Below are 14,873 nucleotides of genomic sequence, written 5' to 3' on the forward strand. Positions count from 1 at the left end.
CACGTTGGTTCTTGCGCAGAATTTTGGAGCTTCACTAATACCTGTTTTATCAGTTTTGGTAGGTGTGATTAAGCCAGTTATTGATACCATCGGCATTTTTGTTAAAGATAATCCTGAGGCCGTGGCGGCAATTACAACATTAGGCGCAACCTTTACGGGATTGATTGCTGTTTTCGGAGCTGCTACGGAAGCAGCAAAGCTTGCCATGATAGGTCTAGTTACAAACCCTGTGATCCTCATCCTTGCAGGAGTTGCTGCTGCATTCGCCGCTGTTACAGTAGCTATCCACAACAATAGGGTTGCAACTGAAGAATAGAAAAGGCTCAAGATGATCTACAACGGGTTTAGGAAAAGGGTATTCAAGAGAATGAAATAGATGTCTATCAAGAAAAGGTTGCCGCCATCGATGAACTGATCCGGTATTACGAAGCTTTAACTAGCGTAGCTGCCGAAAGCGATTCAGCTGCTATGGGTAATAACATCGGCGCATTGGATTCTGCTGCTCGCGATTTGCATATCTCCATGAAAGATCTTGAAGAGACAGCCAATAAGTTCGGAATATCTCTGGATTTTATTGACAAGAACGGGAAGATTGCTGCGGTAACCACGCAAAAACTAAGAGATGTACAGATGGATTTAAACAAAGCGATAGACGATGCGGTTAAAAAGTCAAAAATTCTTTCTGCTTCCCAAGTTAGCGATAGTGCAAGTACAGTAGCCGTAAAAGCAGCTGAAATCCTTCAGTCTAAAAACTTACTGAAGCAATATAAGGCAGCGAAAGAAGGTACGGCAGACTGGACATCAGCTCAACAAGAATTAGCCAAGCAGTTTCCTCAGTTTTCTTCAGCGGTAGGAATAAACGCGATGCTATTCAAGGCCTTCTCATTGTTAAGGAGCGCGAGGTTGCACTAGAATGGGCAAGCATTAAAGTAAAAGCAATATCGGCTAGCAAGAAACAAAAACAGCCATAGCTAAGCAAGAGGCCGCTATTATGATAGCAACCGCCATTACACACATAACCGGAAGTTCGGGGTTGGCTGAAGCAGCATTGAAAAGAATGAACGATGAACTTGCGAGGTTACGCGGAGAAGCGGCTGCTTTACAAGCTCTCGTCGAAGCTCCCGATCCAACTAAAGTCGAGGGATATGGAGTTACCCCAGTCATTGCACCTAAGTACCCTGACATCCCTAAGACAAAGACAAGTACCCCTAAAGCCTACGAAAACACGGCACTAGATGAAGCCTACAAGAAGTTGGAACACTTGAAAGCCCTTGATCAGCTCGCCGTGGCGGAGGAACTGAAGATGCTCCAAAACATCCAATCGAAGTATGTGAAGACTGGCGACGAGCGGATGGATATCGAAGAACGGATTTATGCAGTCAAGAAGACAATGGGTGACGCGTCCTTAGAGAAAGCGCTAGATGATTACAACAGGTCTGTGACACTTGGTAAATTAAATGAGGCGCAGGAGATTGAACGGTTACAACGGATTCGGAAATTATATGCCGACTCTGCAGAAGAACGTAAACAAATTGATGATATGATTTTTGAAGTCACTCAGAGAAAGATTGCTGCGAGAAACAGGCCCGTACAGATGCTGTTAAATATGTAAGCGATCAGTTAAAGGCAGCTTATGAGGATCGAGTCGCTCGTGAGAATTTATCCGATACTGAAGCCTATAAGCTGAAGGACAAACTATATAATGATCAAATCTATTTAAATAAATCCTATCTAGCAAAAGTACTTGCTGATGATAGGTATACCGCGGCTGAGAAAAGGGGAATTGAGCGACAAATTACTGAGGAAATCCGATTGGCCACAAATGAACGACTGCAACTGCAAAAGGATTACGCTGAGGACACGAAAAAAGCTCAAATCGATGGTATCAATGACCTCGCTAAAGGCGTTCAGGATGCTCTCAAAGCAAAGTACACCGAAGAGAAACGATTACAAGAAGACAGCATTAAAGCAGCGCAGGCGGCAAATGAGGAGTGGAAGAAGGCACAACTTGAAGTTGTCCAGTCTGCTTACAAAGCCCGAGTAAAAGCTGCTGAGGATGCTTCAGAAGCTGAAATTGCCGCACTGGACAGAGTGCTCAATGCTCAAATCGATGCGATTCAGGCGGAATTGGATGCCCTTGAAGATGCTCAAAAGCAGAAGAATCGAGCCGATGTTGATGCTGAGGATGCCAAGAAAATTGGACAACTTACTTCAAAAATTGATTACGAGCATGACGATTACAATCGGGCACAACTTCAAAAGGAATTAAATAGGGTCCTGGCTGAGCAAGAGAAGCGGCGTCAGGAAGAACAGTTGTCTGATAAGAAAGATGTTCTTAACGAAGAGAAGAAAACACTGCAAGATCAGCTAAAGGCAAAGACCGATGCCATTAAGCAGCAACTGCTCGACAAGAAGGAACTCATGGAAGCTGATTACGAAGCGGACCAAGTCCGGATTAATAATGTCTATGAGGCTCAGAAGGCTTCTCTGGAAAAACAACTCATAGATACGCAGGCTCATTATGCAAAACTATTGGAAGCCAAAAACCTGCAGGCTGAAGCTGAGAAAATGATTATTGAAGACCAGCAGAAGGATATTCTGAAGTTACTGACGGATTTTGGTGACTCTTACCATATCACGGGTCAGACATTGGGAGAGAAGATGTACCAAGGTTTCAAGGTTAAAGTGGATCAGATCAGCAGCTTGATTGCCGGTATTAACTCTCAGATCGACGCCGCTAGGAATTCAGCAATGGCCGTTCTTAATCAGGCTGCTGACGCCAAAAAGGCTGCAGCTGAGCAAAAGGCTAAAGGTGCGGTCAACTCTGTTCCACCAGTGGTACAGGGCACAGTAGTATCGGTCAGCCAAACATTTAATACGCCGGTGACTTCCCCATCTGATATTTCTAGAGCGGCACGTTTAGCAGCACAATCACTTGTGTAGGGAGGAGGAACAATGCAGAAATTAAGCTATACGAATGACCGAGGGGGTAAGGTTGTCTTTGAGAATCTCCGACCTTTTATTCTTTCACATATTGATGGAATAGGAAGTGTGGATACGGATGTCCGGAAGACGACTGGTCCTTTCCAGGATGGATCTACGGTGTACCGGGTAGCGATTAAAGACCGTTTGCTCTCTATCCAGGGAGCGATATTGGCAAATAGTAGGGATGAGCTTTATGCCCTTCGTCGCCAACTGTCTCAAATTCTTAACCCAAAAATAATGGGACAACTGGTTTATCAAAATGATGACAGGGCCTATACGATTGGTGGTATTGCTGAATCGGGCCCTATATGGGGGGAACGATATGCAAATAACCAGTTGTTCACCGCCTCGTTCCTTTGTCCGGATCCGTATTTACTGGATGAATTTGATTCTTCGGATCTTATTGCGACATGGATTGGTGGGCTGAGTTTTCCGGTTCGGTTTCCGAACCAATTCGCTACCCGCGGGGCAAAGAGTGTAAATGTGATAAATGAGGGTGATGTTGATACTCCGGTAAGGATTGAAATCTATGGACCCGCCACAAACCCTTGTATCACTAATCATAGTATTGATAGGTATATCAAAGTAAACCGAGTATTACTTAGTGGGGACAAACTCACGATTACCACGCATTTCGGTAATAAGCGTGTAGAGATCCAAGCGCCAAACGGATCCAAAGTTAATGTGCTCCACTGGATAGATCCAAACAGTTCCCTTTGGAGTTTGCAGCCTGGGGATAATATTGTGAAATACACAAGCGACGACCCAGAAGGAATTGAACCGTTTGCGATATCTATTAATTATCGCAACCGATATTTCGGGGCGTAGAAAGGGTGACATATGGAGAAGTTCAGGTTCTTTAATTCCACGGAATCGGATATTCGGGAATATACAGCAGCCGACTATGCTGAGTACTTTGGATTGTTTTTGTCGGACGGCTTGTATACTGAAAATGGCAATGCGGGCTTACGTGTAGTAACAGACGCAGGTTTAAACTGCAGCATTGAGAGTGGCTACGCGTTGATTCGGGGGTACATGTATCATAATGATTCGTTGCTGATCAAAACCCTTGCGCCAGCAGACACCATGCTTGACCGTATTGATCGGGTCGCGTTGCGATTTGACGAGGTTGCCCGAGAGATTAAGGTTGTCATTAAGAAAGGAATCGCAGCAAGTAACCCTGTGGTGCCCGCATTAACAATTACAGCCACGGTCAAAGAATTAGGGCTAGCTCAAATTCATGTTAGAAAAGGGGCAACTACACTATCTGTGGCGGATATCACCGATGAGCGCCTTACATCCGCTGGCCTGGTATCGAGCTTAATTAGCATTCCAGCAGCAGAAATGTGGAATGTCTGGAACAGCTCTTTAGCCAGCATACAGTCTGCCTGGGATAGCTGGTTTGCAACCATACAGAATACGGTCGGGAATCGGCTTGCTGTAGGGGATACAGCACCAGCAAACCCTATAGCGGGTGATGTTTGGATGCATACGGGGGTGTAAGCTGTGGCTGGAATCGTACGCATTTACGACATCGAATTCAATTGGATTGGTGAAATTGACAACCATGAAAGCCTGCAGTTTACACGGCGTTTTTACCGTGAAGGAGAATTTGAACTGCACATCGCCGTAAATAAACAATATGCTGATGCTCTTCAAAAAGATTGTTTCATAATGATTGATAATGACGGCCAACGATCCGGAATGATTGAGGGCCGGGAGTTGTACCTTACAGAGCAGGGAATCGAGACTGTTGTCGTAAAAGGTAGGACACTAGGGGGTATCCTGGACCGACGTGTCACGGTGTCCGATACCTATGATCGCATTCGGGGGCCGGCAGAAACGGTCATGAAGCATTATGTGAATAATCACCTTGTCAACGGAACTTACGCAACCGGCATCTACGCCGCGCGGAAGATTCCGTTTTTTGATATTGCCACAGATCAAGGCCGAGGAATAGAAACGCCTTGGCAGACAAGGTATGAGCCACTACTAGGGGTAACCGGTCAGATTGCGAGTTTCTGCGATATGGGTTGGTTCACAAGTTTGAATGTACTGACGAAACGAGTCACTTTCGACATACTGACGGGCCGGAATATCACCGATAAGCAAGACATTTACCCGCCCGTTATTTTCTCGACGGAGTTTGAAAATGTCACCAGTCAAAAGTTTGTGGATTCGGATAGTCAATTCAGGAATGTAGGTTATGCTGCGGGAAAAGGCGAGGAAGCGGATCAGCTTGTGCTTGCCGTTGGTGCCGGCACGGGAATTGAACGCCGAGAGGTATACATCGATGCTTCAAGCGCAGAGGATGTCGATGAGCTGACCACCATAGGTCAACAGAAGCTCGCGGAGTATAAGCGTGTGCAAACCTTTGAGGGTGCTGTGGTGGAGACGGGTAGTTTCATTTTTGAGCAGGACTGGTTCCTAGGTGACATCGTTACTCTACGGGATGCCCATTGGGGTGTTTCAATGGATACCCGCATCACTGAAGTGCGGGAAATCTACGAAGAGGATTATAAAGTAGAGGTGCAGTTTGGTGACGAGATCCCGACCATCACTACTGTAGTCCGTCAGTTGCAGAGCGAAATAAAACGCCCGCAGATCATGTCACAATCTGGGGGCACAGGAGAACAGGGCCCAGCAGGACCGCAGGGTCCCAAGGGCGACACAGGTCCAATCGGTTTACAAGGCCCTAAGGGAGATCCCGGAGCAACAGGTCCTCAAGGTCTACAAGGGCCAAAGGGGGATACGGGTGCTGTTGGGCCGCAGGGGCTTAAAGGAGATCCTGGTATCCAGGGTGCGCAGGGCCTTGTTGGTGTTAAAGGAGATACGGGCGCTCCAGGTGTCCAGGGTCCAAAAGGTGATACCGGGCCGCAGGGCATTCAAGGCGTAAAAGGTGATACTGGAGCAACCGGTGTTCAGGGACCCAAAGGAGATACAGGACTGACCGGATCGGCGGGGGCTAAAGGAGATCAGGGCATTCAGGGTGTAAAAGGGGACAAAGGCGATACGGGTTCCCAGGGACCGGCGGGACCTACCAATATTGCTACGATAACAACCTTAGGCGCCGTGAAGGTAGGTAATAATTTAACCATAGCTTCGGACGGAACTTTGCACGGCAATAGTAATCCGGAATGCATCACGATTAAACAGGAAATCTTTACGGTCCAAGCTGGGCAAACCCTATTTAATTTAACAAAGGGTAGCTATAATCCAGGAACAAATACGCTTTTCTGGTATTTGCACGGTCAGAAGCAAGTGAACGCTGCCTTGGTAGAGACTTCAGCTACGAGCTTTGAAATTCCTGTAGGTGTTATGACCGGGACGGATATACTGGTCGAATACATTGAAACGGTAAATGTAACCATTGGCTTAAAAGGTGAAAAAGGGGATACCGGACTACAAGGTGTGCAAGGTTTGAAAGGAGACACAGGATCGCAGGGGATACAAGGGATACAAGGGATACAGGGATTGGCTGGTGCGCAGGGTGCTGACGGAAAAACATGGTATTCAAGCACAGCTGTTCCCGCGAATACCCTTGGAGTCAGTGGAGATTTTCACATTAATACATCAACGTGGGATATCCGAGAAAAAACAGCCGCAGCAGTGTGGACGCTTCGAGGCAATATCAAGGGTGCGACAGGTGCTCAAGGGATTCAGGGTCTGCAGGGCATCCAAGGCGTGAAGGGAGACATCGGGGAAGTAGGTCCACAAGGGGCACAAGGATTCCAAGGATTACAAGGAGTGAAGGGTGACACCGGTGCAATTGGACCAAAGGGAGACACTGGTGCACAGGGGAACATTGGATTAACCGGCCCTCAGGGTCCTAAAGGGGATCAGGGGGAACCAGGAGCGGCTGTGGCCGATAGCGTGGAATGGGCGAATGTACTTAGCAAACCTACGAATTTGGCCAAAATAACCATGGCAACACTAGCACCAACAAGCCCATTATCGGGCGATTTTTGGTATAAGGAGGTTTAATAATGGCAGATAAGAACTTTCAAATGACACAACGCAACAGCGCAAATACAGCATGGGATAATTTATTTCCTCTTACAAAAGGGGGAATGTGACTGCAAGCAATGGACAGACTGTTGATACTCATGTGGTGGATACCTCACATGTTCGTTATGCACCGGATACAGGTACAGCAAATGCCAAAGTAGTCACTCTTAACCCTGCCGCAACAGCTTATGTTGATGGGCTACCTGTTGCGTTCAAAAATGCTATTTTAAATACAGGAGCAGTAACGATAAATGTAAACGGTCTTGGCGTTAAACCGGTGCTGAAGTCCAATGGAGGCGCGCTGGTGAGTGGTAGCTTGAAGGCGGGGAGTATCTATACCATCAGGTACAATTCAACCACTGGAAATTTTATCTTACAGGGTGAAGGAGGTGAGTATGGAACAGCAGCAGTTGCTCAAGTATTGACCGGATATACATTAGGAACAGACTCCGGAGTTATTGCGGGGAGTATGCCGAATAACGGTGCGCAGAACAAGTCCCCTAGTACAGTGGCTCAAACAATCCCGCAGGATATACTACAGGCGGCACAGTTTCGGCTGTAACGGGTACTGCAGTAGCATCCGACGTACTAACGGGGAAAACATTTTCGTCCGCAGCAGGTATATCCTTAACGGGTACAGCTGTAGCGGGCAGACGTTCAGCTACTGGCACCGTAGCTTGGGGGTCGGGTCTGATCCATCTCGGATTGACCTTTGTACCCTCTGTTTTACTCGCCCAAAGTATCGGTTCAAGTGGGGCATATGCTAAAGCGTGGATTAATAACACATGGGTTAAATTTGACGGTTACTCATCTGAACCGTGGGACTATCACACGAGTAAACCTACGAACACAAATGTGTATATAAATATGGGCTCTTATGTTAATGGCATATCTGTGGTTTGGTTAGCAATCGAATAGGGGGTCGTAAGAATGGAAATTGGAAGACGTGTATACTTTGATAAAACGTCAGGAACTATTGTTCAAATAACTGGAGAGCGTTCCGGCGATGTGGAAGAAATCACAATAGAAAGAGAATTTGAGTTATACGTGAGTCTATCTGAACGGGTTAGAGATACGGTTGATGTCATATCTGTGGATTACGGTGCATACGCCCAAGACTTCATAGAAGGCCGCTTAACAGGCATTGACCCTAATAAGAAAGAACTGTTATTCAGTTACCCTGACCCTGAAACGCCTGGTGAGTTTACACCGCCTCAGCCAGCGCTTTCGATTCAAGTGACGTTGCTGAAGGCACAAGTGCTAGCTCAGTCGGATCGCTCTGATTTTATGGAGGAGCTCATTGCCGAAATGGCATTGATGGTATATCAGTGATTGTCGGAGTGGTGATTTGGATCATGTCAAAATTGGAGGGAGGTGATGATATGATGGCGATGTTTTTTGCACAGCGTGTAATCTTGGGTAAGACGGCGTATAAAGATGTACCAAGCACACTTAAACCAGCAGTAAAAGAAATTCTAATCGACTCTGACCTGGAATACTTAACCGAAGAATAGTTTCACAGCAGCGCCCATTGAGGCGTTTTTATTTTGCCCTCGGAGTCGATCCGGGGGCTATCTTTTTTACAAGGAGGCCACAAGGATGGCTGACCTAACCATAAAACGGGGAGACACCTTTATATATACAGCTCAGTGGGCAGGAGTTTCGCTCTCTGATCTACGATCACAAGTGCGTGATAGCTTGGGTAGGCTAGTGTCTGAGGTATCGATATCCGAAACGGACGATGCAGATATATTTTTACTGACGGTATCCGACACCAGTGAATGGCCAGTTGGCACTCTGTTTACCGATATCCAGTGTATTGTAGGCGAGATAACTCTTAGCAGTGTGACGATGACCATCAACGTTGCAAGGGATGTGACACAATGAGCGACGTTCCAATCAATGTAACACCGGGACCGGGGCCAGCGACGATTGTTATTAGTACAGGCATCGGTGGCGGTAGTGGATTGCCGGGGCCTACCGGACCACAAGGACCAAAAGGTGATACTGGAGAGACAGGCCCCGTGGGTCCTCAAGGTATTCCGGGCGTACAGGGTCCAATCGGACTGACTGGTGCTATGGGTCCCAAGGGAGATCACGGTGATACTGGTCCTCAGGGGGCAACCGGAGCAGCAGGAGTTAAAGGCGATAAGGGAGAAATCGGAGCTCAAGGCATACAAGGACCTCAAGGATTAATAGGAGCCACTGGTCCTAAAGGTGACACTGGGTTAACAGGTCCAAAGGGAGACAAAGGGGATACAGGCGCTCAGGGTATCCAAGGTGTAAAGGGCGACAAAGGAGATCCCGGAGAACAAGGTATCCAAGGTGAACCCGGACCACAAGGTATTCCGGGTACGTCAGGTTCGGGTGGTGGTACTACTCTGCTGGTTTCCTACACCTACAACGGTAACCCGGTTATCCAACATACAGCAATAGACACCGGAACGAGCACCATTACGGCAGCTGCCCATGGTCTGACAAACGGTATGATAGTATTCCCAGCCTGGAATAAGGGTCAGTCAACCGACGGTGCTGTGTACCCTACAGGAATAACACAGACGATTCACTACGTAGTCAACGCAACAGCTGACACGTTTCAGTTATCATTGACAATCGGAGGCGCTGCAGTGAATATCACGGCGCTAGGTGCAAAACCATATGGCTTTCACTTTCAAAGAGCGATTATCAAAAGTTTCTTGCTGGACAACCTGGGGTCACAATCAAAAGCCGCGGTAAAATGCCTGCTGTTTAGTAGCCAGGACGACAAAAACTACGGCTGGGATATTCGCCCGAGTGACTGGCCCTTTTTGAATGACTTATTCCCGAACACGCTAGGCGGTAATAATTATTCTACTGGCAGAATGGGTAGCCGGGGTGTGGTTTTGGACATATCATTCGACGCTAGACGTAGCCGACGCACAGTAATGACCAGTTACGTAGCCCAGTACAACGACAATACCGCGGCACAAGGTACCGACAACAAAATAGGCAGAATATATACTGAGAACCCAACACCATTTACTGCCCTTCAGGTGGGATTTTACGCACCATTAACTGCGGCGTATGTTGCTAATGGTTCTATCGTGGAGGTGTACAGTGCATGATGCAGTTAGTTTATAACGCGCAGACCGGAGAGTCCGAATTGGTAGAGCTGCCGGACGAGCCAGCGCAAGGAGCAGAGCCGGAGCCAGTTATAGAGCCGATGGACGCCGAGCGTATAGCTGCGCTGGAGACACAGTTGCGCCTCGCCAATGCACGTATTGAGGTGCAAGTTGAGCGCGGAGATTTTGTGGAGGATGTTTTAGCAGAAATGGCGATGCAAGTTTATCAGTAACGATCGCAGAGAGGAAAGAAAGTTGGGCAACGATCTAACCCGTGACAAGGTACCATATTAAACACAGGCACGCTCTCCGGGGCGTGTTTTTATTCGTATATCGAGAACAGGGAGATGGGTCAGATGGCAGATGGGGGAACAGATCAACAAGGAGGGACTGATGATGTAGTGCCACTACAACGATTGGAGGATGTGGAGGAGGGGTTGTCTACATTGACCCACGAGTTTACGCGTTTGGCAGCTGAGAATGTCACGGCTAATACGAAGCTTAAGCTACTAGAAGAGAACGATCACCGGCACGAGGAGAACATCAAGCAGATCAAGGAATCCACGATCAAGATGGAGATCCAGTTCAGCGCCATCATGGGGAAATTCGATAGCCTAGAAAGCAAAATATTCTCGTTGCTTCAGCAGGCCAACAAAGATAGTGGGTCAGAACGTAAAGCCTGGATGGACATGATCAAATATATTATCGGCATCACCATTGGTGTCATTGTAGCTAATCAATTTTTAGGGAGGTAAATAATGATCAAGGACAAATATCCAATCGAACGGCGTTATATTGATAAGCGACATAGCGTTCGGCCCGGCACCAGGTTAACCTCTGGTACGCCGGGCTTTTTAGTTGCTCACGATACAGGTAATCCAGGAGCGTCTGCAGATAACCATTTTACTTACTTTCAAAATCTCAAAGATCGATCAGCCTCTGCTCAGGTTTTTATTGATGATAAAAAGATACTGGAGATCATACCAACGGGAACCGGTCCGGATCCTGCCGAAAAAGCATGGCATGTGTTATACAACGTAATCACTGACAACAAGCTCTTTGGGGATGACGCGAATGACATTGCCCTGGGCGTGGAACTTTGCTATGGAGGTAAGATCGTCTTTGAGGAGGCGTATAAGAGGTTTGTTTGGTACATGGCTTATTGCTGCGACAAGTGGGGACTAAATCCACTGTTGCATATCCCAAGTCATAAGCAGTTGGATCCATCCCGTAAGCGAGACATCGATCAAGCGCTGAAGACTGCAGGTAAGACGCTCAAAGACTTACTTTATGATGTGGCTGCAGAGATGCAAGAGCAGCCTATAGTTATCGTCGCGCCTGCGGCTATACAACTGCCTGCCGTTGTGGCTCAGCTGCTGATCGATAATTACGTATCCCCGGCATGGTTTGAGGCACATAAGGCTGGCGATGCGGTAGGAGCGACACACTTCCATAACTTAGCCGATAACCTTCGGATGGCTGCCTGTATGCCATTACAGCCAGGCGCAAAGGCTCCATTTAAGCAACTGCCCAAGTCTAATGCTCAAGAGCTGATATTCCGGTGGCTCTCATCCGGATGGCAAGGAGCTAGGATAAAAGGCGATAAAACAGCAATGGCTTACTTTAACAATAGGGCAAATCACCTGCGGCGAGCTGCAGGGATGCCGATCGAATAGGAGGAATTATTAATGAATAACGAAGTTTTAAACAATGTGCTCTCATTCGCCTCTGTGCTCGCTGTGTTCGTACTGGCGCTAGTTCAAGTGGTAAAGACGACTGTTAATATTCCCAAGAATCTACTACCCTTGGTGGGGCTTGTGGTGGGCTTGTTTGTGGGGGCAATATCCTATGCATTCACAGATTTGGACTTGACGTTGCGATTATGGGCTGGTGGACTTGCAGGGCTGTCAGCGACAGGGCTCTTTGAACTGGCTTTTAATAAGCGTGATGGTAAGACTAAAGAGTAGATCTCCAAACGCTTTCGAATTCGCCCACCAGCTTCGGTTGGTGGGTAATATATTGAAAAGGAACGTATGTTCGTATATACTGTGTATAAATCAATTATTTGTATTGAAGGCGAAGATAATAAACTTATTGACGAATGAAATTATTTTCAGACTATAAGTTAGGAATAGACGTTCCGGTTGTCAAATCTCCTATAATAAGAGATTATTATGGTAATATTTGTAGAAGCCGGGGGTTAAATAATTGATAACAATACCAATGTTGCAAAACCTTTATCAGTATCAATACTATAATTTATTCAAGTCACACGATATTCCCAATTATAATAAACGTGCTGGTGAAGAGGGGAAAACATCGGCAGCACGTTATAGAATGATTCATAAAATTATGACCGAGGAACTTGTAACCGGAAATTTAACACCCAGAGTAGTAGACGAGTTCCTCTTTGAAAATTTGTATTACTCCAACATGAACTATCATTTTGTATATCGGCTGAGCGAGTTCGTCCATGATTTTAATACTCCAACTGATGTAATTACTCAATTTTTTAACGAGAACAGCTCATTAAATTGGGATAAGTTATTAACGGAAGAATCGGGCAGTTCTTTATTAACATTGAGATTAGATACTGAGGACAATCATTTAATTGGGATTAAAATGTTATTAAAGATTGACACTATCCGAACGAGGAAATTTGAAGAGCAGGATGTCTATGCAGGAATATATATTGATTTGTTACATAATTTAGTATCATTTAGGTTTAACTTATCCCAACTTGAGAGAATTTCAAAAGAGCCACTTGCCATAATTTCTGAATTGAAAAATTTACTTTGTGCAACCTCTGTTTCAGGATTACTTTTTGAACCTCTTCGCATTAATATTAACTCATTAAACGAAACTGCTGCTAGAAAGTGTATTTTCAATCTTTTTGAAGAGTTGAGTCTTGAAGCCGAACAAATTCTAAATGCTCACACACCACCGGAAACCGAAGATAAAATTAAAGAGTTTCTAACAACAATGAGACTTAGAACAATAACAGGTGATTACATACAACAAATTAAAGCTGTGCTGTATCAAGAAATAAGCACAAAAATAAGAGGATCGGTTTTTGAAAAAGGTTGGATTTTTCGATTTGTGTTTAGAGAAGGCTTAACAACTAGGGCATCCTCTAGAACCGATGACTCTGGCCCTATATATGGCTCCAAAATTTATTGGCATCTTAAAGAGTTGATCTTTAAAGAGAGAGAACTTTACGAGGCGGGATTTAGTTGGTACCTTCCTTGGCTCAAGAATGGGGAGCCCGACTCTATTCTAGTTAGAATGGAATCTAGAAATGATTCCATAATTCTTAATTATTATAGAAATACGACCTTTAGGAGGGGGGATAAAGAGCGCTATGTTTTACAGCAAATTAATGCAAATTTACAATGATTCTGAATATAATAAAATATTTGATATAGGTATGGTAAGAATTTTTTCTGATTTCATTTCTGAAAGAGTGAAGAATCGAACTGCTTACCTAAGTCCTTATGAATTTTCGCATAATAATAAAGTAACTTTAGAGGAGTCACTTAGGGTCTTTTCATGTTTTGAACAGTCAGGAGATATATTAAATATAGTTTATTTTTTTGAATGTTCATATCCATCTTGCATCTCTACTAGGATTTTCATTGATCCTACCTTGTTGGAGGATATTGATGAGGAAAGTGATGAAGCATTAATATGTGAAGAATGTGGAAAAGAATATCTTCTACCTGATATTATCCCTTTTATTAAAATTTACTTTCTTATTGATTATTCTTTATTTTCTTATTCAAATGAATCCAAAGTTAGGACGATTCAAGATCCTAACTCTACTCTTCAGGCAATAAAGGGATTGCCAAACGCGCTAAAGTCAAAATCCCCTTCATCACTGAATTTGCTTGACGATGAAGGGGATACCACCAGTACTCATTTAAAAGCATTCGTTAAAGCTAATCAAACTACTCCTTCTCATTCAGAAAGAACAGCTAAAATTATTCAAAATTGTACACGTTATTTACGTAGATAGTAGGTGTTAATTGAGCGAGAACAATCAAAATAAGGAAGTTGCGGAAAAATTAAGTGCTCTAGCAGAGTTTATTACAATTGAAATTGAAGAAGGTTCCAAATCAGGCGAAGAGCTTAATAACAAATCAACAAAACTCAAAATTATAATTATTGTACTTACTTCACTTATTGCGGTAGTTCTTGGATGGAGTTTCTTGGGTGATTTTGGAAAGTATTCAGCAATACTACTTAGTGCAATACTGACCGGTTTGAATACCTGGGATGCATTTGTGAATTATCATGAGCGATCTTCGCAAGAAAAAAGAAATGTCAGTAAATTAATAGTTCTCCTTAAAGACATACTCTTATATTTACACGGAAATAGTGAACCATCTTTAGATGAGTATAAGAAATTCAAGGCGCAATACGATCAAATAAATGAAGAATATAACGTTGAAAGAGATAAACCAGAGAAACCGCCGGAAGCACCGAAATAAGTATTTGAAATCCTGATACCTCGCCGCTCAGCGAGGTATATTTATGTTAGGGCAAATTATCCTTAACAATTGTTATTGAGTTCATATACATAGTGTCCCAATTGAGTGAATATAGGCCAATGGGTCATTTACAGAATGTCCCAATCATGATATTATTCTCTTACACGAAACGGAAGCACCGAGAGTGCAGTCGAAAGCCTCGGCAAATACCCCACTAACCTTAACTGGTCGGCGGGGTATTTTTTTGTTTATATAATGAGTTCCGTAAATACCAGCCCCCCCCAAAGGT

General features: G+C 44.9%; 19 protein-coding genes. All 19 read left to right on the forward strand.

What is annotated here, in order from left to right; genetic code table 11:
• Positions 1–316 (forward strand): hypothetical protein (locus PWYN_RS29615; RefSeq protein WP_036653889.1); only part of this gene is annotated, 316 nt, incomplete at its 5' end.
• A 152-nt stretch (positions 317–468) separates the two neighbouring features.
• Positions 469–912, forward strand: a complete 444-nt coding sequence (locus tag PWYN_RS15270; RefSeq protein ID WP_036653890.1) for a hypothetical protein — start codon at positions 469–471, stop codon at positions 910–912.
• Between the two features lie 79 nt (positions 913–991).
• Positions 992–1,612 (forward strand): hypothetical protein, encoded by a 621-nt coding sequence (locus PWYN_RS15275; RefSeq protein ID WP_036653891.1) that lies wholly within the window; start codon positions 992–994, stop codon positions 1,610–1,612.
• Positions 1,613–1,812: 200 nt separating this feature from the next.
• Positions 1,813–2,943, forward strand: a complete 1,131-nt coding sequence (locus PWYN_RS15280; RefSeq protein ID WP_036653893.1) for a hypothetical protein — start codon at positions 1,813–1,815, stop codon at positions 2,941–2,943.
• Between the two features lie 12 nt (positions 2,944–2,955).
• On the forward strand, positions 2,956–3,813 hold the full coding sequence (locus PWYN_RS15285) for a phage tail family protein (protein ID WP_036648066.1): 858 nt from the start codon (positions 2,956–2,958) through the stop codon (positions 3,811–3,813).
• A 12-nt stretch (positions 3,814–3,825) separates the two neighbouring features.
• Complete coding sequence (locus tag PWYN_RS15290; protein WP_052087698.1) at positions 3,826–4,488, forward strand: hypothetical protein; 663 nt, start codon at positions 3,826–3,828, stop codon at positions 4,486–4,488.
• A gap of 3 nt (positions 4,489–4,491) precedes the next feature.
• Positions 4,492–6,969, forward strand: a complete 2,478-nt coding sequence (locus PWYN_RS28180; protein WP_052087697.1) for a Gp37-like protein — start codon at positions 4,492–4,494, stop codon at positions 6,967–6,969.
• A gap of 88 nt (positions 6,970–7,057) precedes the next feature.
• A complete protein-coding gene (locus tag PWYN_RS15310; RefSeq protein ID WP_052088021.1) occupies positions 7,058–7,555 on the forward strand; it encodes a hypothetical protein in 498 nt (165 codons plus the stop codon).
• A 368-nt stretch (positions 7,556–7,923) separates the two neighbouring features.
• Positions 7,924–8,325: a hypothetical protein gene (locus PWYN_RS15315; protein ID WP_036648064.1), complete on the forward strand. Its 402-nt coding sequence runs from the start codon at positions 7,924–7,926 to the stop codon at positions 8,323–8,325.
• A 23-nt stretch (positions 8,326–8,348) separates the two neighbouring features.
• Positions 8,349–8,507, forward strand: coding sequence for a CD1375 family protein (locus tag PWYN_RS15320; RefSeq protein WP_157261068.1), 159 nt, complete (start codon positions 8,349–8,351; stop codon positions 8,505–8,507).
• Between the two features lie 85 nt (positions 8,508–8,592).
• A complete protein-coding gene (locus PWYN_RS15325) occupies positions 8,593–8,880 on the forward strand; it encodes a hypothetical protein (protein WP_036648058.1) in 288 nt (95 codons plus the stop codon).
• Positions 8,877–10,097, forward strand: a complete 1,221-nt coding sequence (locus PWYN_RS15330; protein WP_036653896.1) for a collagen-like domain-containing protein — start codon at positions 8,877–8,879, stop codon at positions 10,095–10,097. Before PWYN_RS15325 ends, PWYN_RS15330 begins: the two co-directional genes overlap by 4 nt.
• On the forward strand, positions 10,094–10,327 hold the full coding sequence (locus tag PWYN_RS15335) for a hypothetical protein (protein WP_036648056.1): 234 nt from the start codon (positions 10,094–10,096) through the stop codon (positions 10,325–10,327). The genes PWYN_RS15330 and PWYN_RS15335 overlap by 4 nt, the downstream gene beginning before the upstream one ends.
• Before the next feature lie 123 nt (positions 10,328–10,450).
• Positions 10,451–10,849 carry a hypothetical protein gene (locus tag PWYN_RS15340; RefSeq protein WP_036648054.1) on the forward strand — a complete coding sequence of 133 codons (399 nt, stop codon included), beginning with the start codon at positions 10,451–10,453 and terminating at the stop codon, positions 10,847–10,849.
• A 3-nt stretch (positions 10,850–10,852) separates the two neighbouring features.
• Positions 10,853–11,770, forward strand: coding sequence for a peptidoglycan recognition protein family protein (locus PWYN_RS15345; RefSeq protein ID WP_036648052.1), 918 nt, complete (start codon positions 10,853–10,855; stop codon positions 11,768–11,770).
• A 12-nt stretch (positions 11,771–11,782) separates the two neighbouring features.
• Positions 11,783–12,061 (forward strand): holin, encoded by a 279-nt coding sequence (locus PWYN_RS15350; protein ID WP_036648050.1) that lies wholly within the window; start codon positions 11,783–11,785, stop codon positions 12,059–12,061.
• Positions 12,062–12,302: 241 nt separating this feature from the next.
• Complete coding sequence (locus tag PWYN_RS15355; protein WP_036648048.1) at positions 12,303–13,490, forward strand: hypothetical protein; 1,188 nt, start codon at positions 12,303–12,305, stop codon at positions 13,488–13,490.
• A complete protein-coding gene (locus PWYN_RS15360; RefSeq protein ID WP_036648046.1) occupies positions 13,456–14,109 on the forward strand; it encodes a hypothetical protein in 654 nt (217 codons plus the stop codon). Before PWYN_RS15355 ends, PWYN_RS15360 begins: the two co-directional genes overlap by 35 nt.
• Before the next feature lie 10 nt (positions 14,110–14,119).
• Entirely contained in the window at positions 14,120–14,584 is a 465-nt protein-coding gene (locus PWYN_RS15365) for a hypothetical protein (RefSeq protein ID WP_036648044.1), read from the forward strand.
• Positions 14,585–14,873 lie beyond the last annotated feature (289 nt).

It is taken from the genome of Paenibacillus wynnii (assembly GCF_000757885.1).
Lineage (GTDB): Bacteria > Bacillota > Bacilli > Paenibacillales > Paenibacillaceae > Paenibacillus_AQ > Paenibacillus_AQ wynnii.

Excerpts from the sequence above, each read along its gene's own strand:
- PWYN_RS15270 (WP_036653890.1), top strand. The coding sequence starts at position 469 with ATGGGTAATAACATCGGCGCATTGGATTCTGCTGCTCGCGATTTGCAT.
- PWYN_RS15275 (WP_036653891.1), top strand. The coding sequence starts at position 992 with ATGATAGCAACCGCCATTACACACATAACCGGAAGTTCGGGGTTGGCT.
- PWYN_RS15285 (WP_036648066.1), top strand. The coding sequence starts at position 2,956 with ATGCAGAAATTAAGCTATACGAATGACCGAGGGGGTAAGGTTGTCTTT.
- PWYN_RS15290 (WP_052087698.1), top strand. The coding sequence starts at position 3,826 with ATGGAGAAGTTCAGGTTCTTTAATTCCACGGAATCGGATATTCGGGAA.
- PWYN_RS15315 (WP_036648064.1), top strand. The coding sequence starts at position 7,924 with ATGGAAATTGGAAGACGTGTATACTTTGATAAAACGTCAGGAACTATT.
- PWYN_RS15320 (WP_157261068.1), top strand. The coding sequence starts at position 8,349 with ATGTCAAAATTGGAGGGAGGTGATGATATGATGGCGATGTTTTTTGCA.
- PWYN_RS15325 (WP_036648058.1), top strand. The coding sequence starts at position 8,593 with ATGGCTGACCTAACCATAAAACGGGGAGACACCTTTATATATACAGCT.
- PWYN_RS15330 (WP_036653896.1), top strand. The coding sequence starts at position 8,877 with ATGAGCGACGTTCCAATCAATGTAACACCGGGACCGGGGCCAGCGACG.
- PWYN_RS15335 (WP_036648056.1), top strand. The coding sequence starts at position 10,094 with ATGATGCAGTTAGTTTATAACGCGCAGACCGGAGAGTCCGAATTGGTA.
- PWYN_RS15340 (WP_036648054.1), top strand. The coding sequence starts at position 10,451 with ATGGCAGATGGGGGAACAGATCAACAAGGAGGGACTGATGATGTAGTG.
- PWYN_RS15345 (WP_036648052.1), top strand. The coding sequence starts at position 10,853 with ATGATCAAGGACAAATATCCAATCGAACGGCGTTATATTGATAAGCGA.
- PWYN_RS15350 (WP_036648050.1), top strand. The coding sequence starts at position 11,783 with ATGAATAACGAAGTTTTAAACAATGTGCTCTCATTCGCCTCTGTGCTC.
- PWYN_RS15360 (WP_036648046.1), top strand. The coding sequence starts at position 13,456 with ATGTTTTACAGCAAATTAATGCAAATTTACAATGATTCTGAATATAAT.